Below are 19,983 nucleotides of genomic sequence, written 5' to 3'. Positions count from 1 at the left end.
GACAGCTTCTGGTTTTAGGTTTTAATTATGGTGAGCTACTTACCATGAGACAAATTCAGGAAATTTCTTAGCTAGTTCTGTAATCACAGGACAAATGGCAGCATTTTCAGTGCGATTTTCTAAGGTGTTCCAACTGAAGGGAGCGGATTGAGCCGCCGATAGCCATAATAATCGCTTAGCACGGGTCATGCCAACATAGAGTAAACGAAACTCCTCGGCTTGTTTGAGGTAACTGCATTGTTTCCAAGCCTCTTCCGCATTGGGAAGGCGATCGCTATGGACGATCGCTCTAATTTGCGCCCTTGTCACTTCAGGTAAGCCAAAGTCCCCTAAAAACTTAACCGATTCAGGAATATAAGCTTCCCCCGGACAAATACGTTTATGCAAGAATGGCATGAAGACTACATCCCAATCTAGTCCTTTGGCTTTATGCAGACTGATCAGCGTTACCTGTCCCCCTGTCATATAGCGCCCTTCCAGATTTTCATCTTCGACTGCTTCAAAGTTCTCTGATTCGACGATTTCCCTTAGCGATTCGATTACAGTTTGCATGGAATAGCTGCCTACTAGTTGCTGATTGAGGCGATCGCCTAATTTGTCAGCAGTTGCCAATAGTCCTGCCTCTTCGTCGTAGATAGTAAAGGCGATAAAGGGAATTAGGTTATATAACGGAAGTTCGATTTTGGCGCGTAGTAAACCGATGCATTTAGCTTGGGTTTCTTGTGCAAGGGTTGATAAAGCTGGATCTAGCAAAGTCGGATAGAGAAACTTTTCGGGATTACTGGCGAGGGCATTGAGATCTTGCTGTGATGAGATTTTCTGGCGATCCTTGAGAACTTCTAACGCTGATTTAAGATTGTCGGGGGAGTGGGGACGTTCCATAAACTGCAAAATCGCCAACATATCCATGGGCACTCGCGATCGCCGATCGCTTTGTTCGACATCATAGATTTTAATCTCATGCTCCTTGGTCAGCCACGCAAGAGACTCGGCAACAAAGCGCCCCTGATTATGTTGACGCACCAAAATCGCGATACTCAGTTTGGGATCTTGAGCAAGTAATTGCTTGATGCGATCGCCGATCATCGTCATCTCATGCTCAATATCATCGATAGTATTGGGTAAATAGATTTCTACTCCTTTGCCAATGGGTTCGGGATTAGCATTTTTTTGCGGATCATCAGCATCTACTGGATGGATTCTTTGCTGACGGAACGGCTTCTCAATCTTGGCATATTCGGAATGATTGACCCAATGCAGCATATAGTTTGCAGCTCGCATCACATTTCTGGTACTGCGTCCTGCTTGATCAAGGGTTGAGAGTTGCGAATTAAGACTACAGCGATCGCAAAATTCATTAAAAAAGCGTGGATCAGCAGGGGTAAAAGTGGAGTTAATCGCTTGGTTAGGATCACCAACCCGCATCAGGTTTTTAATACCCTCACCCCCAGCCCCTCTCCCTGAGGGAGAGGGGAGGAAGATTTCTGACTCCCCCTCTCCCTCAGGGAGAGGGGGCTGGGGGGTGAGGGCGAGAATCTCTAACAACTCCGTTTGCAACGGTGAAGAATCCTGTGCTTCATCTTCAAATACAGCAAAAATTCTCTCTTGCCAATATTTGCGAACACCTTCATTTCTTAAGACCCGTAACGCGCCCAAAATCATATCGTCATAGTCGATCGCCTCTTCTTGCCGCAACAGTCGTTCGTAGGTCTCATAAAGTCCCGCCGCGATCGCTAAGATGTCGCCACCATCGGGAGCTTCCGCTTCGCGCAATTCTGTTGCGCTCAAACCTGAACTCTTGGCTGTTGCGATCGCCTCTCTCGCTAAACTGGGCAATACATCGGTGCGTAATACCGTCTGTCGTCGCAAGCGTTCCGTATCTTCTCCGTCAAAGTTTTTCCCTTCTAGCAATAGGTCATACAATTTGGGATTCTCTTTTACCCAGATATTTGTGGCATTGCGAATTAACTTCTGCTTGAGAGATTCCGAAATAATTTTAGTTTCCCCTGCCCCAAATCCTGATAGTTCTCGATGAGTGCTGGCAATGTTATAAGCCAAGCTATGCAACGTACTAACTGTAAAAGAGCTTTGCGGTAAGCGCAGATTTTTGAGATGCTCGGATACTTTTTTGCGAATGTTGCTCACCGCCGATCGCGTAAAGGTGACGATTACTAATTGTTTTTGGCGATGTAGGTTAAAATTGGCGATCGCGATCGCGGCGGCTACCGCCATTCCCGTGGATTTGCCAGCCCCTGGCACTGCGGACACGGCAAGCTCACCACCCTGCCAGTCCGCCATTGTTTGTTGCCCTTTGCGGAGGGTTGTGCGTAATTGATTGAGAGCTTCAGGGGTGACCATGACAACTTTGGCGGATGTACATCACGCATTTTATCGCAAAGCCAAAGAAAAGGAGGGCGGCGCTTCGCGCCGCCCTCCTTTTCTTTGGCTTTATAAATTTAGATAAAAGTCTTTTACTAAAGCAATGTAGTCTTGCGTGTACAGGTGTTTGCTCTCTTCGATGGTGAGCATCGTTGTTTGAGCGGCATATTGAGTGGGGCTTAATTCTAGTAATATCCGTTTGACTGGACTTTGAGGAGTTGGTTTGACTTGAACTTGGCGATCGCAAAATAAATTAAAACTCTGAGCTTTAGCGAGAAAATTATTAGCTAAATCGGTAGGATAAATAACTGCTAAATGTCCATTTGGTTTTAACAATTGTGTTGCGATTTGGAGAAGATCAGTTTGGGAAAGGCTGTCACTATGTCTGGCTAAGGTTCTAGAATTTTGTGAAGGTTTAAAGGCGTTCTCAAAAAATGGCGGATTAGAAATAATCAAGTCATATTGCTGAGAACAAGCGATCGCCCAGTCTTGAATACTGGCATGATCGATATTAATGCGATCGCGCCAAGGCGAACTCTCAATATTCTCTTTAGCCTGTTGATAAGCATCATGATCAATTTCCACTGCATCAATAAATGTATTGGGGAATATATTGGGAAATGTATTTGATGATTGCGATCGCTGCGCCAACATTAGGGCTAGCAAGCCTGTACCTGTGCCAATATCCAGAATTTGAGCATTTTCAGGCAGCTTTGTCCATGCACCCAACAAAATGCCATCTGTTCCTACTTTCATCGCACATTTGTCTTGAGCGATCGCAAATTGTTTAAAGTAAAAACAGGAATTTCGCATTTCTTTATTGCTAACCGCTATGATCTTGCCATACAGCAATTACCATTCAAACGAACCACAATATATGTTTTGAAAGTATTGCAAAGCAATACTTTCAAAACATATATTGGTTTGGGTTTGAGCGCAAAGCGCTGTAATTTATCCCAATTCAACGAAAGTGTAACAACACGATGGATGCAGCACTTACTTCTCAAGATATTTTGCGCCGCTATGCACAGGGCGATCGCGACTTTAGCGGGCTTAATCTGAATGGCATCAAACTTAGCGGTGCAAATCTGAGTCGTACCGATTGGCTAGATGTTAACTTGTCTAAAGCCTATCTCAATAGTACCGTCTTCACCTTTGCTTGCCTGACTCGTGCGAATATGCGCGGAGCCTTAATGGTGGGGGCAAATCTCTGTGGTGCAAATCTTAATCAAGCAAGCATGAGTAATGTCAATCTATCCAATGCGGATTTGCATGGAGCTAGTTTGCAAGGAACGACGTTATTTGGAGCTAATCTTAGTCTTGCTAATTTAATGGATGCAAACTTAATTGATGCGGATATGCGAACCGTGAACTTGAGTGGGGCGAACCTCGTCGGTGCTTGTATGAAAGGTGCAAATCTCAGACAAGAAAGAGCGATCGGCGATCAACATGAAATTGATGCTGGTAAAAAGAAGCGCAGCACTGCGAATCTAACGGGGGCAAATCTATCTGGGGCGGATTTGCGCGGTGCAAATTTATCTGGGGCAGATTTACACAAAGCGGATTTAAGGGGAGCAAATCTGCAAGAAGCAACTCTCAGTGGGGCTAATCTGATTGAAGCGAAGTTAAATAATGCCAATATGCAAGGGGTCTTTCTTTCGGAGGCTAATCTCAGTTGTGCCATGCTTTCAGGTGCGATTTTAAATAATGCCAAACTGGAACGCGCCATCTTAATTGATGCAGACTTTAATGGAGTTTCATTGCGAAGTGCGGTTATGGCAGATATTAAGGCAAGTCGCGTGCAGATGAAAGGAACTGATCTCACGGATGTTAAATTGACTCGAGCCGATCTCAGCCGCGCTAATCTTCATGGGGCAATTATGGTTCGCACTAATCTTATTGAAGCTTATCTGGCGCGGACAAATCTCGCTAATGCTGACCTGACCGACGCGATTCTCAATCGTGCTGAATTAAGTAGCGCTAATCTTGTTGGCGCGATTCTCAAGGGTGCGACCCTTCCTGATGGCAAAGTCCATAAATAAATGGACTTACGCAAAACCAAAACTGCCCTCATCAAGCCTAGTTAAGTCAACAATTAATCGCCCCCTAACCCCCAATTCTGGGGGAACAAGATAATAAAATCCTTTCAAAGTCCCCCAGAATTGGGGGATTTAGGGGGCTTAGATACATTGAAACAAAAACGGAGAGGCTTGTGTTTACACCGTAGCCTACTGGGAGAAGGTCTAGGGGTGAGGGTTTTAGGGATTTATGCGTAAACTCTAAATAAATCTAAACGGTAAGATTAGATGGGCAAAGCCCATCCTAAATATACTAAATATAATTGTTGTAAAACTTGAGGATAAGGTCATGACTTCTCGGTTCTATGCGCTGACGCTTGTATTGACAACTGGGTTTGGTGGAATCTTACTACCACCTGATCCGTCCTTTGTGAACGCTCAAACGCAAACAACTCAAACTCGCAAAGCAGAAGCGGATCGACTGTTGGATTTGGGAACTCAGCAATATAAACTTAGCCAGTTTGAACCCGCATTGCAGTCATGGCAACAAGCCTTAGTCATCTATCAAGAAATCAAAGATCGTCAGAAAGAGGGAATATTACATGGAAATCTAGGCAAAATATATGAATCACTGGGGCGCTACGATCAAGCGATCGCTTCTCATCGCCAGAGTTTAGCGATCGCTCAGGAGCTAGGCGATCGCCGTAGCGAAGGAGAGTCTCTGATCAATCTCGGCGTTGTCTACCGCGCTCTGGGGAACTACTCACAAGCGATCGCCCACCATGAGCAAAGCTTAGTGATTACCCGTGAGACTGGCAATCGCCGTGGTGAAGGATCAGCTTTGGGTAATTTGGGAATGAATTACTATGCTCAGGGCGACTATGTGAAAGCGATCGCATTTCACGAGCAGCGTTTAGCCATTGCCCTCGAAATCAAAGACCGTCAAGGGGAAGGCAATGCTATGGGTAATCTCGGCAATGCCTATCGCGCTCAGGGTAACTTTGCTAAAGCCATTGAGTATCAAGAAAAGCGTTTAGCAATTACCCGTGAGATCAAAGAAATACGCGGAGAAGGACAGGCTCTTGGCTTTTTAGGACTGGTTTATCGCTCCCTTGGGGACTATCCCAAATCGATCAGCTATTACAAGCAGAGCTTAGCGATCGCTACTAAAATCAATGATCGACTGAGCAGAGCCAAGTCCCTCGGTTACTTAGGCAATGCCTACTACGATCAGGGTAACTATCAGGAGGCAGTTAAATATCATCAGTCGAGTTTAGATGCGGCGCGAGAAATTAACGATCGCCGTGGTGAAGGGAAGTCACTGGGATATTTAGGGAATGCTTACGAAGCGCAGGGTAATTATGATGAAGCGATCAGATACTATGCGTCAAGCTTAAAAATTGCCCGTGAAGTCAATGATCGCCGTGGTGAAGGGAAAACACTGGGTTCTATGGGAAGTGCCTATTATGCCCTTGGTAACTATGGGAAAGCGATCGACTACCATAACGCAGGATTAGAAATTGCCCGTAAGATCAAAAACCGTGATGGCGAAAGAATGGCTCTAAATCAGATCGGCTTGACCCTTGAAAAACAAAAACAAACGGATTTGTCCATCGTCTTCTACAAGCAATCAGTCAACATCAGTGAATCGATCCGTAAAGATATTCGTAAACTTGATCGAGATTTACAAAATTCCTATTTAAGTAATGTGGAAGGTTCTTACCGTCGCCTTGCCGACCTATTACTCCAACAAGGTCGAGTCATGGAAGCTCTGCAAGTTCTCGATCTCCTCAAGGTGCAGGAACTAGAGGACTATCTTAAAAACATTAAAGGCAGCGATCGCACTGCTCAAGGGGTAAGGATTTTAGAACCAGAGAAAGCGATTAGCAATAAGCTGTTAGCGGTTAGCTTTGAAAATAGTCCTGAAATTAACGACCTACTTGCTAAGCAGATCCAACAGCTTCCCAAATCAGAAATTAACAAAGTCCCCGACTATCTCCAACAAATCCCACAGGGAACTGTGCTACTTTATCCTCTGATTTTAAGCGATCGCCTTGAAATCATCCTCTTCTCACCCAACACACTCCCCATCAGCCGCACGGTGAAAATTCCCAAGGATAAACTAGAAGCTTTAATTTCTAACTTTAGGGATGGAGTTCGTGATGTTAGTTCCGATGATGTCAAAGATCCTGCCACTGCACTCTATACTCTGCTGATTAAACCCATCGAAACGGAACTTACTCAAGCCAAAGCTCAAACTATCCTCTATGCTCCTGATGGACAACTACGCTATGTTCCCCTCGCCGCTCTCTACAATGGCAGGCAATGGCTAGTGGAGAAATATCGAATTAGCAATCTCATCGCCTATAGCCTTTCTGACTTTTCACTCCAACCCAAAACTAAACCCAGTATCTTAGCAGGAGCATTTGGCGGAAGAGAAGGAGAGCAGAAGTTTGGACAAGTTGCTTTACCTGCGACACTGACCGAGGTCAAAACGATCGCTAACAAATTTCAAAACTCTGTTGCTTTAACTGAAAATGACTTTAGTCGCCAAGCGATCGAATCGAAGTTAAAGAATCATAATATTATTCACCTTGCCACCCATGCAGAATTCAATACGGGTGCGCCAGACAATTCCTTTATTATTTTTGGTAATGGCGACAAAATCCGCCTTCATGAAATCACGGATTGGCAAATTCCCAATGTGGATTTGATCATCTTAAGTGCCTGTCAGACTGGATTAGGTGCTTTCGGTAGTGGCGTAGAAATCTTAGGTTTTGGTTATCAAGTTCAGAAAGCAGGGGCAAAAAATGCGATCGCTTCTCTGTGGTCGGTTAATGATGTGGGGACAGGTTCGCTGATGACTGCTTTTTATGCTGAATTGCAAAAAGAGAATGTGGCGATCGCTGAGTCATTAAGGCGATCTCAAATTGCTTTGATAAATTCCCCAGACTATAACCATCCCTACTTTTGGTCAGCATTTTTTGCGATCGGTAATGGGTTGTAGACATATACTGCTTTAGACGATTCCCATTTGCATCACACAGACAGATCCCCGACTTTTTTTGTGAATTTGCAAATCCCTTCAGCTTGAGCAGAAAAAGTCGGGGATCTCTAGATTGTTGGCTCCCGCCGATCGCTTGTGGCTGCGTTGTGGGGTTTGGGCGAAGCATTACCGTTTGATAATTTGTGGTGATATGCGATAAATGGTGGCGGTAATGCTTCGCCCCTACGAAATTTTTTTGTATTGTGATCATAGATCGCCAACAACAGCCAACAACAGCAAAAAACTGTAGGGGTTTAGCATTTGCGCCACAATATTCAAACTCCTCACAAAAAATCTCGATCTGCAAATGCTAAACCCTCTTTAACTCTCGCCGATCGCTTGTCTCTGCGTTGTGGGGTTTGGGCGAAGCATTACCGTTTGATGATTGGTGTGATATGCGTAAATGGTGGCGGTAATGCTGCGCCCCTAAGAGATTTTTTCCTTTTTCCTTTTAACTTTTTCCTTGATAAAACTGCATATGGTCGGTGGGATGATATGTATGTAGAATAGTAAGCACGCAAATCGGTGATATGGCTATGAATCTACGCTCACGGACGGCTATTTCTCTGGTTGTTTGTCCTTTGTTGGTGTCTGTTGTAACTTTGCCAGAGGGTGTTTTTGGGGCTGAGGTGCAGGAGGGAAGTAGTTATACAAGCTTGATTTCTGCTGGTATAACTACTAAAGAGGAACAAAGTGAGAAGATAGCTAAAAAAATTGCTTATTATGAACGAATTCTTGTAATTTTTAAGAAGCTAGGATATAAGAATATTGAACTAATAGCTCTCAAAAATCTTGGCGAAGTATACGAATTAATCGAAATCAAAAAAGCATTTGATTACTACAAGCAAGCTTTATCTATTGCTGAGCAGCTAGGAGATTTCAAAAGTAAAGATGAAGTAATAATAAGCCTCAATGATATTGCGTGGGAAGCTAGTAGTGCTGGAGATAGTGCTTATAGTTCTCTCAATCTAGCTGAAGCACTAAAATTTCACCATCAAGCTCTAGAAATTTATAAATTTTTGAATAACAAATATCGTGAAAGCTATAACTTAGCTTATCTTGGGAACACCTATGACATACTAGGACAACATACTAAAGCACTTCAATTACTCCTTGAAGCATTAGATATTACGAGAGAGAAAAATTATTCTAGAAACGAATTTCTTATTCTTGGGTTCTTAGGAGAGCTACACCACTATAGCTTAAGACAATATTCTAAAGCACTGGAATATCATCAGCAAGCTTTGGCAATTTCTCAAAAATTAGGATATGACAATATTTCAAGTTTTAACCTTAGTAATATGGGACTCGCCTTTATAGAATTAAATGAACCATCTCGCGCATTAGAATCCTTTCAAAAGGCATTAAATATAACGTCTAATGACTCTGCCAAAAGCTATGCATTGTATGGGCTTGGCATGACTTACTCTAAACTAGGTAGATCCTTAGAAGCCATTAATATCCTGTTACAAAGTATATCTACCAGTAGAAAAGCTAAAAATATTTGGGTTGAAAGAGAATCCCTCTCGACTATTGGAGATTTATTAAATCAACAAAAGCAGATAGAGTTATCAATCATTTTCTACAAAGAAGCTGTAAATACTACAGAAAGAATACGCAAAAACTTACGTGTGTTAAGTCGTGAAGAACAGCAAACTTATACAAAAACAGTTGAAAATACCTACCGCAACCTCGCCGATCGCCTCCTCCAACAAAACCGCATCATCGAAGCTCTCCAAGTCCTCGACCTCCTCAAAGTCCAAGAACTCGAAGACTACCTCAAAAACATCAAAGGCAGCGACAGATCCGCACAGGGAGTCAGACTATTAGCACCAGAATTAGCTATTAGCGATAAGCTGTTAGCTATTAGCCCAGACAATAGCCAAGACATCAACAATCAACTTGCAAATCAAATCCAACAACTTACCAAATCCGAAATCAACAAAGTTCCCGACTATCTCAACCAAATCCCACAGGGAACCGTATTACTCTATCCATTCATCTTAGGCGATCGCCTCGAAATCATCCTCTTTGCCCCCAACAACCTCCCCATCCGCCGCACCACCACAATCTCCAAAGACCAACTAGAAACCCTAATTAGGGACTATAGAGTAGGACTCCTTGATCCTAGTTCCGAAGACTTCAAAGAGCCATCAATCCAACTCTATAACCTCCTGATTAAACCCATCGAAGCCGAACTCGTTCAATTCAACACCAAAACGATTCTCTATGCACCCGATGGACAACTCCGCTACATTCCCATCGCCGCACTCTATGACGGTAAACAATTGTTAGTTGAGAAATACCAGATTAGTAACCTCATCGCCTATACCCTCTCCGACTTTACCCCACAACCCCAAAACGCACCCAACATCCTCGCAGGAGCCTTTGGTGGTAAAGCAGGCGATCGCAAGTTTGGACAAACAGCCTTACCCGCAACCGTCAGAGAAGTCCAAGCGATCGCCAACTCCTTCCAAAACTCAGTCACCCTCATCGAAGAGCAATTTAGTCGTAAAGCGATCGAATCGAAATTTAAAAACCATAATATTCTCCACCTTGCCACCCATGCCGAATTTAATGTTGGCTCTCCCGATCAGTCCTTCATCATCTTCGGCAATGGCGACAAAATCCGTCTCAATGAAATTGCTGATTGGCAAATGCCCAATATCGATTTAATTATCCTAAGTGCCTGTCAGACTGGTTTAGGGATACTCGGCAGTGGTGTAGAAATCCTAGGCTTTGGCTATCAAGTGCAAAAGGCTGGAGCAAAACAGGCGATCGCATCCCTCTGGAAAGTCGATGACAATAAGACAAGTGTACTGATGACAGCATTTTATGCAGAACTGCAAAAGGGAAATGTCACTGCAACTGAGGCGCTACGCCGCGCTCAAGTATCACTGATCAAATCCAAAGACTACAATCACCCCTATTACTGGGCAGCCTTCTTTGCGATCGGTAATGGGTTGTAAATTTTGCTGTATATAAAACCAGAATCAGTGGGGCGGCTCCGCCGCCCCACTGATTCTGGAAAATCTGGATTGGGATCTTATTTTCTTGCAAATACCAATTCACGAAAGTGTGGTCACACTTTTGTGAATTAAAACCCAAACCCAGTAAGGGTTTTCAAAGCAGAAAATGGCGTAGCCATTTTCTGCTTTGGTACAATCTTGTCAAACGATAACTATCTACGTCTAGGACGACGAGCCGATCGCTTAATTGGTGGTTCGTCTTGATATGGCTCTTGATATGAATCTGAGCGATCGCCAAAATCATCACGGTAATCATCTTTATCCCAATTATCAAAACCATCAACATCACCTTTATAAGAATTTTTGGGCGGATCTAAAGGCTCAGCATAGGGATCGTCTTGATAGGAGCGATCAAAATTACTTTCTCGATCAAAATTAAAGTCTTGGGGTGGGCGTGATTTTGTACGGGGTCGGCGCTTAGGTTTGGGACGAGGGGCGCTATATTCATCTTCATATAAATCACGCTCTTGACGACTTTGATAGAGCTTAGTTGCTTGCTGACCTGCTCGATTAAAAAGTTTGCCTAACTTTTCATCGATCGCAAAGCCTTTGCGGGTTTGAATAGAAATTGTGCCGCTAATGCGATCGTGGAAGGCTTGGCGCTTTTCGTTATCAACGATCGCAAAGGCAGCATCGGCAACAAAGGGAATCCATGCAAAGACGATCAGGGTCGTGGTGATGGTTTTAATCAGAAAAATGGAGCAGATAAATACAAATATCTCCCGCTTCATAAATGCACCTAATCCAGCCGTTTTGCCATATTCCGCATCAATCACCCGAATGCTGATCAGCCATCTGCCAAAGCTCTGCCCCTGTGCGCGTGCGGAGATAAATACGCGAAAGACAAACCATGTCGATATGAAGATAAACAGATGCAGGGGATTAGCAGGGTCAATCGATAGGATCGATACGGTTAATTCGGAAATAAACCAACAACTTAAAAAGTCTACGATGAGCGCTCCGAGGCGTTGATTGACCGTAGCAAGGGGATAGCGGCTATAAGCTGGCTCGAAGTCCATTGTAATTGCTTGTTGTAATTGCTTGATTCGTGATGAAGGCACAGAGTTATATTCTATGCCTTTATAACTCACCTTACGCAGATAGAAGACTTACCCTCACCCCCAGCACCCTCTCCCGCAAGGCGAGGGGGTGCAAGATTTAATTATTTTCTTGTTCCCCTCTCCCACAGGAGAGGGGCTAGGGGTGAGGGCTTTGCTAACCTTCTGCGTAACATCAGTTTATAATTACACTTACAGCACGAAGCGCTGAAGCAAAATCCACAGACATTTTTGAAAGAGCCGCTTCGCGGCTCTTTCAAAAATGTCTGTGGGCTTTATAGCAAAGGAGCTACATCAAAATGACACAGGCGATAACTCGTAAATCTCTCAATGCCTCTCTATATGAAACAGACTTTTTGCTATGGACTGAAGAAACTGTAGCCAAGCTCAAGGCTAGGGATTTTGACCATGTAGACTTGGAAAACTTGATAGAGGAGATCGAGAGCTTGGGTAAATCAGATAAAAAAGAAATAAGAAGTCGCCTCACAACCTTGATTGCCCATTTGCTTAAGCGCATATATGTCAATATGCCTCAAGAGTTTAATGGTTGGGAACGGACGATTAGAAATCAAAGAACTGATCTTGAGTTGGCGCTGATGGATTCTCCCAGCTTAAAAACTATATGGAATGATGCTTTTGATGTTGCTTTTCGGCTTGCATTGCGAGATGTTAGGGATGAATATGAGAAAAAAGGCTATCAAATTCCTGAGCAATGGCAGTTTAGCCGCGACATTGAAGCCATGTTGAGCGTTAAGTTTTGGGATGAATAATAATTCAAATAATCATTTAGCGATCGCCATAGGCAACACCAGAATTAAGGCAGTTATTTTTGGTAGCGATCGCCAAATTCTTGAGGAATATGCCTATACCTATGACCAATTACCAATCTTAGAAGCAAAACTTGCGAATCGATATTTTGCAAATATAGCGATCGCCTCAGTTGTCCCTGAGCTAATCACTATCTGGCATGATTTACCACAAACCAAAATTATTAAAACTGCTGATGTGCCTTTGCGTGGTTTGTACGCAACAATGGGATGCGATCGGGCTTTGGCAGCGTATGGTGCAGGGGAGATTTATGACTATCCTGTCTTAGTGATTGATGCGGGGACAGCGATTACTATAACGGGAATTAATGTGAATAAAGCTTTTGTCGGTGGGGCAATTGTGGCTGGCTTGCGATCGCATTTTTCTATTTTGCATCAAAATACGGCGGCGCTACCCGATCTCAATATTCCTGAAGCCTTACCAACTCGATGGGGGACAGATACTCCTAGCTCAATTCAAGGGGGAATTGCTCACATCTTATTAGCAGGTTTGCAAGCTTATATCGATGATTGGCGATCGCGATTTCCCGATAGCAAGGTGATAATTACTGGGGGAGATGGCGAACATTTAGTGAAATGGGGACTACAAGTAGATATAATTGATAAGTATCTAATTTTTTGGGGATTATGGCACTGCTGTGAGTTTCAATCCAAAGCTTTGTCGCAATGAGAGCGAAGTCGAAAGTAAATTAATTGTCCAGTATCTTTTGCCTACACTTGGTTATGACGCTAGTAAATGGCATCAGGAAGTTGCTTTAGGGAGCATTCGCTTAGATTTTTTAGCATTGACTTCTCAGGTATTTCCGAGCATTACTGACTCTGCGCCCAAGGTTTGTGTGGTGATGGAGGCGAAACACCCGAAGCACAATCTTGACTCCCATGTGCGACGGTTGAGTCGTTATTTAACGCGCTTACATGTTGTGTATGGGGTGTTAACCAATGGTAAGGATTTTCGGATTTATGAGCTTGTGGGCGATCAGGTCAAGCTAAATTTTCAATGCCAAGGTACAGAAATTACCGACAATATCGAAAAAATCAAGGATATTATTGGCAGAGATAAATTAGCTGAAATTAAACCTAAAAATGCTAGTTCCGCCGATAAATCCAGTTCACCTCCACAGCAATCAGTTGATATCACGCCGCCACAATCTCTACAAACTACAATTGCTATTCCTAACCCAAAAGTAAGAATCATGAAAACGATCGCGATCTATCACAATAAAGGTGGTGTCGGTAAAACCACGACTACCATTAATCTCGCTGCTGCCATTAGTCGTAAGGGGTTAAAAGTTCTCATTATTGACCTCGACAGTCAGGCGAATACTACCTATGCCGCAGGTTTAATGAAGTTTGATACTGAAGAAGAAGATACGCTCAAAGATAGCAATATTTATAATGTTGTCTTCTATCCCAAATCTAACTATATTCCTGAAATCGCACTCAAGAGTACCTTTACTTATCCCCCAGTCGATGTCATTCCCGCGCATATTAATTTGATTTGGCAAGAGGCTAGATTAGTTGATAAGGATAGTTCTAAAACGCATCTAGTCAAGAAATTGGAACTGGTGAAGGATGACTATGATGTAGTTCTGATTGATACGCCGCCATCTCTAAATCTCTATGCCAAAATTGCACTAATCGCCTGTGATTATTTGATCATTCCCTCCGACCTCAAACCTTTTGCTAATGAAGGTTTACGCAATGTCAAAAACTTTGTTGAGGAAATTGATGAGTTTCGTACTTTCATCAATAAACCTGCGATCTCGATTTTAGGTGTATTACCTTCCAAAATCTTGACCAATGCTAATTACATTAAAGCAACTTTGCCTAAACAAGAAAAAGTTGTCGAAGAGCGTTATGGATTCCCTGTGTTGGAAACCAGAATTTTTCAGCGTGAAGACTTATCAAGGGCTATTGATAATTTTATATTTGAAGGCGATCGCCAAATTCCTGATCCTAAGTCAATTTTTGACTTTAAGCCCGACTCGATATCTGCTGCCGAGTTTGAAGAGTTAGCTAATGAAGTTCTTGAAAAAGTAGGATTAAGTGCATGAGTCTATTAACTTCTTCCATCGATCTCGATACAATCACACCGCCCGCAGTATCTAGTTCTCAATTTCCAGCCCATCAAGTTGAGAATCTTGCTAACTTATTTTTAAAGGCTGGTGATACCGTTAGTCCTATACTTGTCCGCAAAGTTTCACCGATCGCTTTTGAAGTTTTGAAAGGTCATTTTGAATATTACGCAGCAATTAAAGCGCAGGAAATAGATGAGCAGTTTACAGCAATCCGCGCCTATGTCGTACCACCTGATTTAGAGTCAACGATTCTTGAGCAATATAATTTTTTGCGATCGCCAACACCTATTCCCAGTCCTCCACAAGTGAATCATGAAACCTCTCCAGATTTAGCAAAAATCGAAGAAGCGATCGCCAATCGATTAGAGCAAAAACTAACTGCGGCGATCGAGAAAACCATTGAAGAACGAATCAGTGCTAGTTTGCAAACAATTGTAGGTCAAGTGACCAAACAACTGGATGCTCATTTAACCGATTTTCGTCAGTCATTATCCCTTGTTCCTATTCATACAGTCCTTGGCACTAGTAATCAACCTACTAATCTAGTTCCAGAACCGTTACCAGAAAAAATTAGTAAATCTAAGACCACACCCAAATCTAAAACTACTCCTAAATCTAAAACAACAAGTAAAGCTAAAAATATTGACAATACCAATCCAAAAGTCTTACAGGTACTTGATGACTTGAATAACCTTAATTTTGCTGAATTGCAGAATAAGTTAGCAAAATCAGCGAAAACTAATATCAAGTTTGCTCGTCCTATTGATGAACTAAGATTACAGCAACCAAATCAGAAATTTCTGTCAATTCAAGATGTAATTATTAATGTACAGGGACTTGCTGAAAAGACTATGCAGAAAATTATTGATGCATGGTAACTAAATCAAAAAAGAGACTACTGTGCAAAGCACAGTAGTCTCTTTTTTTGATTTAGGAAGTATTGCGAAGCAATACTATTGATCGTAAATCGATCTTATGAAGTGGGGGTAAAGGGACTTGAACCCTTACGACCTTACGATCAACGGATTTTAAGTCCGTAGCGTCTACCATTCCGCCATACCCCCAAAGGGCTTTGCTATTCTAACGCGAAATGGGTGAATTTATGATCATAATTTTAAAATTATTGCGATCGCTCAAAAAAGTGTTGTCACACTTTCGTGAATTAGTATTACTGGCTATAGTTTTTTGAGCAATTACCAATCAAACGAATCATTGGGGATTTTGTGAAAGTCTTGCTTTGCAAGACTTTCACAAAATCCCCAGATTTGCAAGGCGCTGTAAAATTTAGTCGGTTTCCTCGTCGTCCCATTTTTCTGGAGTATAGCCAAGCTGCGTTGCGGCTGCTTGTTCTTCACTGGTCAGATCTTCCCAAAGCTTTTCGGCTGATTCAGGAATGTCATCTTCTCCTTCCCAGCTAGCCTGACTCCAACCGAGGATACCCCACAATTTTTTATCTTCGCTAGACAAGTCATCCCATTCAGGAAAATCCTCCTCCTCATCCCAGCTTTCCTCAGTCCAACCTAATTGAGTCCAGACCGCTTGCTCGTCACTGGTGAGATCAGCCCAGCTTAGCTCACTCCAGAATTCATTTGGGTCACCTGTTACTTCACGAATATCAGCCATGGAAATTTTCTCGCAAATTAGAACTTACATTAGATTTCATCATAGGTTTGTCTAGGTTTGAGAAGCAACAGCTAAAATTTAACCTTTCAAAAGCCAAATAAAAGCGTTGCAATGCACCGCTTTTATTTGATTAAAAGTCTATACCGCCTTTCAAGCAAGCGAGGTACAAAGGTTTGTTTCTCCACCGAAGGCGCAGAAACAAACCTTTGTACCTCATTTCATATTTATTCTTAAGAGAATTTTCTTTACCTAATATTGAGAGTCTGCGTCTTATTTCTAGACCCAATAAAAGACAGAATATCTCACTACTAGACTGATTTTGCTGTCAGGGACAGACAAAAAAATCTTGCTTTTAGGCTTGATGAAATACCCGCAGTGTTGAAGTTGAATTAAAGCTTACGAATTTACTTGAAACCCTTGCTGGATATGTATGCTTACGATAATGGTTATTTACATAAGCTAATCAATTTCGTAATCTTATAACAATGTAACCCTGTAACAAAATAAGTTCTAAGTTCCTAGCCAACAAAAAAGCACCAGTCCCTAATTCGTGGGTTTGGTGCTTGCGTCGAGATAATCATCTTTCCCCCGAATCTTGATAACCTTGTGCTGCTAGTCTTAAAGAATATACTGCTGTTTTTCTTTATATAGCATTTTCAGTCTAGTGAAGTATGGGAATTTTAAATATGGCTTTTGAGCAAATCGAAGCATTTTTAAAGAAAATGCAGTCTGAACCTGAACTTAAAAACGAGGTGGTCGCAGCATCAACCGCAGATGATGTTGCACGAATAGCACTAAAGCTTGGTTTTGAATTTTCAGGTGATGAATTATTGAGAATGTCAGGTCAGAAGGTTGACAGGGTTACTGTTAGAAAAACTGATATTCCTGGAGAGTACAACTAATTGCTTTGCGAGAATCATAATGCATTAAATAAAGATTTGATACTGCGGAGCCTTAAATTTATAAACTCTAGAAAACAGGTGATCGCCTGCTTCTAACTACTCCGCAAAATTATCAGATTCAATTTTTCCTTTCCCATGGCAAAATGAGCAATTTTCTTCTCGCTGAATTTCTCCAGAACAGTCTCGCAGTTCTATGTAGCCTTTGCCTTCACAGTGATGACAAGGTTTCGTTTTTTGTGTAGATGATAGGCGATCGCTTTCTAATTTTTGGATATGATTATGCATAGTTTTAAGGTCATAGTTCAACGAGATAATGTGATGTAGCACTTTTTAATTAACGGAGTCTTGGGTTTCAGATTTTGTGGGGTAAGCAAATCTCTCCCCAATTAGAGCCATTAAGTACAGCAAACCAATTAATCCTGCTCCAAAAATCAAACATTTTGAAATCAGTGAGTTAAAAGTATATAGAGGATGATTTTCGAGGGCTTTATGTAATCCTGCATGAATAATCAAAAACAAGCTAAAGATAATTCTTGCCCACTTCTTAACTTTAGGATTATCGTTAAATCCCAACCCAAAAATAATCGTAAATAATGGAACGTGAAGAACTACAAAAGTGTTTGCTGCAATTTGTTCTGGGAGGTTGTTCAAAATATAGAGAAGATGCCACTCTGACTGAGTAACCGCATCTAACTCATGGGTGGAAAGTGTTGCTAAGCCTAAATTAAAAAGCAGATTTTTCATTGCTTTATTAAACTTTGACAAGTTTATTGACTGACTGAAGAAAATCAATTAGCTCTTGAATAGCAGGATCGTTTCTTAAATAGTTAATATTTTCATTAGCTATTTGGTTAATGATTTGACTCCGATCACAAACTTTTTCAGATTTAGCAAGCAATTGTTCTAATACTTTACGTGGTTGCAAAATTGCCAAGTTAAGCTCTTCCTGAGAAGGGTCATATCCTAACAACCTTGACAGTAATAGAGGATCTCGGAAAAAGATGATTTCTATCTCAGGCACAAAAAGTACTACTTTGACAGGCGTATTAACAGATACACTTTCAACTATGTCGGTAATTTCTCCAATACGCATTTTAACTAATTCTGGTACTGTAGAATCCGAATCAACAACTATTACAACTGGCGTTTGTCTACGAACAACTAGAGAACGTGCAATTGATTTTACAGAAGATATTCCACCACCAACAACAATTTCTACTTGATTTAAAGAAGCTTCTGGTAGAAGAGTTTGTAGTATTCTTTTGTCATCAATTCCTTCACAGATAATATATGCAATCATGGAATATTCCTCGTTGTAATGTTGTAATCAGGTAGTCCATCTTCTATACATACACGATATTTTAAGATTAGTAGTTCACAAAGTTTTTCATTGTCTAACGCATACTCTATCTCGTCGCCATCCCATAGAAGAATTGCTTGTGGCGACAAAAAACGGGAAAGAGTGCGGGCAGGATCTGTAAACCCAGTTCTACTAAATACTAAGCCAACTGTTGCTATGGGACGACGTAAAAGTTGATTACGAAGTTTAGCTATCGGTGCGATATCAACTTTCTTTTCTGTAAAGTCTTTGCTTTCTACAAGACAGGAAAAACCAGCGATGTGGACTGCTCCATCGATCTGCTCAATTTCTTCCTCAAATAGCCTAACTTTATAAGGATATCGTACCTCTGCTCCATCAAGTTCAAATGCCCGTATTACTAAGTATTCAAAAGCCTTGCCAGATTCCCAACTTGGGGTATCACGCTTTGCTATTTCATACCATAGAGATCTTAATCCATCCCATTGCAGCGACTTGATGATACTTTCGTATTCTGCTGCGGTAGCCAACTTTATTCTTTCAACCTCTCTTAACTTAGTATTATTCTAAATCAACTAGACTTAATCTTGAGGTTTGTTCTTTCTTGCCTAGAGAAACTTCTAGCTTTTTCAAAAGCTCGATAGTTACTTCAGCAAAAGCTTTTGCACCGCCTGAATTGGGATTTGCTAAGGAAGCAGGAACGAAATTATCTACAGCTTTAGCGATGTTGACATCATTGGGAATTTTAGTTTTAAAAATCTTGGCGGTGCTAAAGTCCGCCGCCACTCGATCCATTACTTTTTGGTAATATCTGCTCAGGGTAAAGCCAGCCGACATGCTGAACACAATACCTAAGAGTTGAATATTAACCGAATTGTCTTCTCGATAGACTTCACGTAGTCGTTCAATACGTCTTTCTAATAGCTGGATACCGACTACAGACAGAGGCTCAGGTCTGGCGGGCATTATATAAAAGTCACTTGCCACAATACTACTGCGCGTAATTAGGTTATAACCAGGGGCGCAATCGAGAATGATAAAGTCATAACTTTTCAGCGCAGGAGCAAGGATTCCTTTAATTAAAGTCTGCTCGAACTTACTCCAAGTTTGCTGAAAGGTTTGCTTTTCTTCGTATAGGAGCGATCGGTTATAGAGCATTTCCGACACTAGAAACTCATCGTATAGATCGATATCACCAACTAAGAGATCTAAGCCTTGAACTTTGCAAACATGGGGAATTACGAGATCTTTGATTTGGTAGACTTTTTCTTCTGGGTCATTAATCTGGACACCGTAACGCGCGATCGCCTGACTAACTAGATTTCGCAAGGTGCGATTTTCTTTGCGACATTTAGCAAACTCGGCTGGGGAAATCATGCTAAGCGTGGCACTGATTTGGGTATCTAAATCAACGACTAAAACCTTTTTGCGGTGGATTTTCGCCAAGCAGGTGGCAATATTGACAGTTAAGGTGGTTTTACCGACCCCACCTTTCATATTTACTGTTGCTATTACTTTTCCCATTACTTTGAATATCCGCAAAAATATAGTTTTAAAAAGTTTTAAAGTGAGGCTGACTGAGCCTAAAACCTGAGCCTAGACTATGCGTGCCTTTACTTTTCAATCATTTTGAGTGAATTAACAATACACTATTAGACCGCCAAGTAATCGGTAAAAAATCATCACTATATCTAGATTTATTCCC

Annotated in this window: 18 protein-coding genes and 1 tRNA gene; 9 read left to right on the top strand and 10 right to left on the bottom strand. The window is 41.8% G+C overall.

Annotated features, from left to right (window positions below):
- Nucleotides 1-39: 39 nt before the first annotated feature.
- Both VB775_RS01470 and VB775_RS01465 read right to left on the bottom strand, forming a co-directional pair.
- A complete protein-coding gene (locus VB775_RS01470) occupies nucleotides 40-2,358 on the bottom strand; it encodes an ATP-dependent helicase (protein ID WP_281008515.1) in 2,319 nt (772 codons plus the stop codon).
- Between the two features lie 90 nt (nucleotides 2,359-2,448).
- Nucleotides 2,449-3,192: a tRNA1(Val) (adenine(37)-N6)-methyltransferase gene (locus VB775_RS01465; RefSeq protein WP_281008514.1), complete on the bottom strand. Its 744-nt coding sequence runs from the start codon at nucleotides 3,190-3,192 to the stop codon at nucleotides 2,449-2,451.
- A gap of 170 nt (nucleotides 3,193-3,362) precedes the next feature.
- Here VB775_RS01465 and VB775_RS01460 point away from each other — a divergent pair, with 170 nt between their 5' ends.
- From VB775_RS01460 to VB775_RS01445, 4 genes are all read left to right on the top strand, one after another.
- Nucleotides 3,363-4,421 carry a pentapeptide repeat-containing protein gene (locus VB775_RS01460; RefSeq protein WP_281008513.1) on the top strand — a complete coding sequence of 353 codons (1,059 nt, stop codon included), beginning with the start codon at nucleotides 3,363-3,365 and terminating at the stop codon, nucleotides 4,419-4,421.
- A 325-nt stretch (nucleotides 4,422-4,746) separates the two neighbouring features.
- Nucleotides 4,747-7,404: a CHAT domain-containing protein gene (locus tag VB775_RS01455; RefSeq protein WP_281008512.1), complete on the top strand. Its 2,658-nt coding sequence runs from the start codon at nucleotides 4,747-4,749 to the stop codon at nucleotides 7,402-7,404.
- 300 nt (nucleotides 7,405-7,704) lie between these two features.
- Entirely contained in the window at nucleotides 7,705-7,953 is a 249-nt protein-coding gene (locus VB775_RS01450) for a hypothetical protein (protein WP_323216618.1), read from the top strand.
- Between the two features lie 26 nt (nucleotides 7,954-7,979).
- The gene (locus VB775_RS01445) at nucleotides 7,980-10,412 is read left to right on the top strand and encodes a CHAT domain-containing protein (RefSeq protein WP_281008511.1); all 2,433 of its coding nucleotides are present in this window, start codon (nucleotides 7,980-7,982) and stop codon (nucleotides 10,410-10,412) included.
- A 212-nt stretch (nucleotides 10,413-10,624) separates the two neighbouring features.
- Here the strand turns inward: VB775_RS01445 and VB775_RS01440 are convergent, their stop codons facing one another.
- A complete protein-coding gene (locus VB775_RS01440) occupies nucleotides 10,625-11,533 on the bottom strand; it encodes an RDD family protein (RefSeq protein ID WP_281008510.1) in 909 nt (302 codons plus the stop codon).
- 296 nt (nucleotides 11,534-11,829) lie between these two features.
- Between VB775_RS01440 and VB775_RS01435 the strand changes: the two genes are divergently transcribed.
- The 4 genes from VB775_RS01435 to VB775_RS01420 are packed head-to-tail and all read left to right on the top strand — an operon-like array spanning nucleotide 11,830 to nucleotide 15,313.
- Entirely contained in the window at nucleotides 11,830-12,300 is a 471-nt protein-coding gene (locus VB775_RS01435; protein WP_281008509.1) for a DUF29 domain-containing protein, read from the top strand.
- Nucleotides 12,293-13,027, top strand: a complete 735-nt coding sequence (locus VB775_RS01430; protein ID WP_281008508.1) for a type III pantothenate kinase — start codon at nucleotides 12,293-12,295, stop codon at nucleotides 13,025-13,027. The genes VB775_RS01435 and VB775_RS01430 overlap by 8 nt, the downstream gene beginning before the upstream one ends.
- A complete protein-coding gene (locus tag VB775_RS01425) occupies nucleotides 12,996-14,411 on the top strand; it encodes an AAA family ATPase (protein WP_281008507.1) in 1,416 nt (471 codons plus the stop codon). Before VB775_RS01430 ends, VB775_RS01425 begins: the two co-directional genes overlap by 32 nt.
- On the top strand, nucleotides 14,408-15,313 hold the full coding sequence (locus VB775_RS01420) for a hypothetical protein (protein ID WP_281008506.1): 906 nt from the start codon (nucleotides 14,408-14,410) through the stop codon (nucleotides 15,311-15,313). Before VB775_RS01425 ends, VB775_RS01420 begins: the two co-directional genes overlap by 4 nt.
- 103 nt (nucleotides 15,314-15,416) lie before the next feature.
- Here VB775_RS01420 and VB775_RS01415 read toward each other — a convergent pair.
- Nucleotides 15,417-15,499 (bottom strand) — tRNA-Leu (locus tag VB775_RS01415).
- Nucleotides 15,500-15,719: 220 nt separating this feature from the next.
- Complete coding sequence (locus tag VB775_RS01410; protein WP_281008505.1) at nucleotides 15,720-16,058, bottom strand: hypothetical protein; 339 nt, start codon at nucleotides 16,056-16,058, stop codon at nucleotides 15,720-15,722.
- A 686-nt stretch (nucleotides 16,059-16,744) separates the two neighbouring features.
- Here VB775_RS01410 and VB775_RS01405 point away from each other — a divergent pair.
- Complete coding sequence (locus VB775_RS01405) at nucleotides 16,745-16,960, top strand: Nif11-like leader peptide family natural product precursor (protein ID WP_009624972.1); 216 nt, start codon at nucleotides 16,745-16,747, stop codon at nucleotides 16,958-16,960.
- A 96-nt stretch (nucleotides 16,961-17,056) separates the two neighbouring features.
- Here the strand turns inward: VB775_RS01405 and VB775_RS01400 are convergent, their stop codons facing one another.
- The 5 genes from VB775_RS01400 to VB775_RS01380 are packed head-to-tail and all read right to left on the bottom strand — an operon-like array spanning nucleotide 17,057 to nucleotide 19,802.
- Nucleotides 17,057-17,245, bottom strand: a complete 189-nt coding sequence (locus tag VB775_RS01400; protein WP_281008503.1) for a hypothetical protein — start codon at nucleotides 17,243-17,245, stop codon at nucleotides 17,057-17,059.
- Nucleotides 17,246-17,290: 45 nt separating this feature from the next.
- Entirely contained in the window at nucleotides 17,291-17,704 is a 414-nt protein-coding gene (locus tag VB775_RS01395) for a DUF6713 family protein (protein ID WP_281008502.1), read from the bottom strand.
- A gap of 7 nt (nucleotides 17,705-17,711) precedes the next feature.
- Nucleotides 17,712-18,260 (bottom strand): hypothetical protein, encoded by a 549-nt coding sequence (locus tag VB775_RS01390; RefSeq protein WP_281008501.1) that lies wholly within the window; start codon nucleotides 18,258-18,260, stop codon nucleotides 17,712-17,714.
- The gene (locus VB775_RS01385; protein WP_281008500.1) at nucleotides 18,257-18,808 is read right to left on the bottom strand and encodes a restriction endonuclease; all 552 of its coding nucleotides are present in this window, start codon (nucleotides 18,806-18,808) and stop codon (nucleotides 18,257-18,259) included. The genes VB775_RS01390 and VB775_RS01385 overlap by 4 nt, the downstream gene beginning before the upstream one ends.
- A gap of 31 nt (nucleotides 18,809-18,839) precedes the next feature.
- Nucleotides 18,840-19,802 carry a ParA family protein gene (locus tag VB775_RS01380; protein WP_281008499.1) on the bottom strand — a complete coding sequence of 321 codons (963 nt, stop codon included), beginning with the start codon at nucleotides 19,800-19,802 and terminating at the stop codon, nucleotides 18,840-18,842.
- Nucleotides 19,803-19,983: the final 181 nt, after the last annotated feature.

This window comes from Pseudanabaena sp. CCNP1317, from assembly GCF_034931345.1.
Lineage (GTDB): Bacteria > Cyanobacteriota > Cyanobacteriia > Pseudanabaenales > Pseudanabaenaceae > Pseudanabaena > Pseudanabaena galeata.
The sequence above is the reverse complement of the archived record's forward strand: the minus strand, read 5'-3'. Positions and strand labels throughout refer to the sequence as shown.

Excerpts from the sequence above, each read along its gene's own strand:
- VB775_RS01460 (WP_281008513.1), top strand. The coding sequence starts at position 3,363 with ATGGATGCAGCACTTACTTCTCAAGATATTTTGCGCCGCTATGCACAG.
- VB775_RS01380 (WP_281008499.1), bottom strand. The coding sequence starts at position 19,802 with ATGGGAAAAGTAATAGCAACAGTAAATATGAAAGGTGGGGTCGGTAAA.
- VB775_RS01400 (WP_281008503.1), bottom strand. The coding sequence starts at position 17,245 with ATGCATAATCATATCCAAAAATTAGAAAGCGATCGCCTATCATCTACA.
- VB775_RS01455 (WP_281008512.1), top strand. The coding sequence starts at position 4,747 with ATGACTTCTCGGTTCTATGCGCTGACGCTTGTATTGACAACTGGGTTT.
- VB775_RS01395 (WP_281008502.1), bottom strand. The coding sequence starts at position 17,704 with ATGAAAAATCTGCTTTTTAATTTAGGCTTAGCAACACTTTCCACCCAT.
- VB775_RS01410 (WP_281008505.1), bottom strand. The coding sequence starts at position 16,058 with ATGGCTGATATTCGTGAAGTAACAGGTGACCCAAATGAATTCTGGAGT.
- VB775_RS01435 (WP_281008509.1), top strand. The coding sequence starts at position 11,830 with ATGACACAGGCGATAACTCGTAAATCTCTCAATGCCTCTCTATATGAA.
- VB775_RS01465 (WP_281008514.1), bottom strand. The coding sequence starts at position 3,192 with ATGCGAAATTCCTGTTTTTACTTTAAACAATTTGCGATCGCTCAAGAC.
- VB775_RS01470 (WP_281008515.1), bottom strand. The coding sequence starts at position 2,358 with ATGGTCACCCCTGAAGCTCTCAATCAATTACGCACAACCCTCCGCAAA.
- VB775_RS01405 (WP_009624972.1), top strand. The coding sequence starts at position 16,745 with ATGGCTTTTGAGCAAATCGAAGCATTTTTAAAGAAAATGCAGTCTGAA.
- VB775_RS01420 (WP_281008506.1), top strand. The coding sequence starts at position 14,408 with ATGAGTCTATTAACTTCTTCCATCGATCTCGATACAATCACACCGCCC.
- VB775_RS01390 (WP_281008501.1), bottom strand. The coding sequence starts at position 18,260 with ATGATTGCATATATTATCTGTGAAGGAATTGATGACAAAAGAATACTA.
- VB775_RS01445 (WP_281008511.1), top strand. The coding sequence starts at position 7,980 with ATGAATCTACGCTCACGGACGGCTATTTCTCTGGTTGTTTGTCCTTTG.
- VB775_RS01430 (WP_281008508.1), top strand. The coding sequence starts at position 12,293 with ATGAATAATAATTCAAATAATCATTTAGCGATCGCCATAGGCAACACC.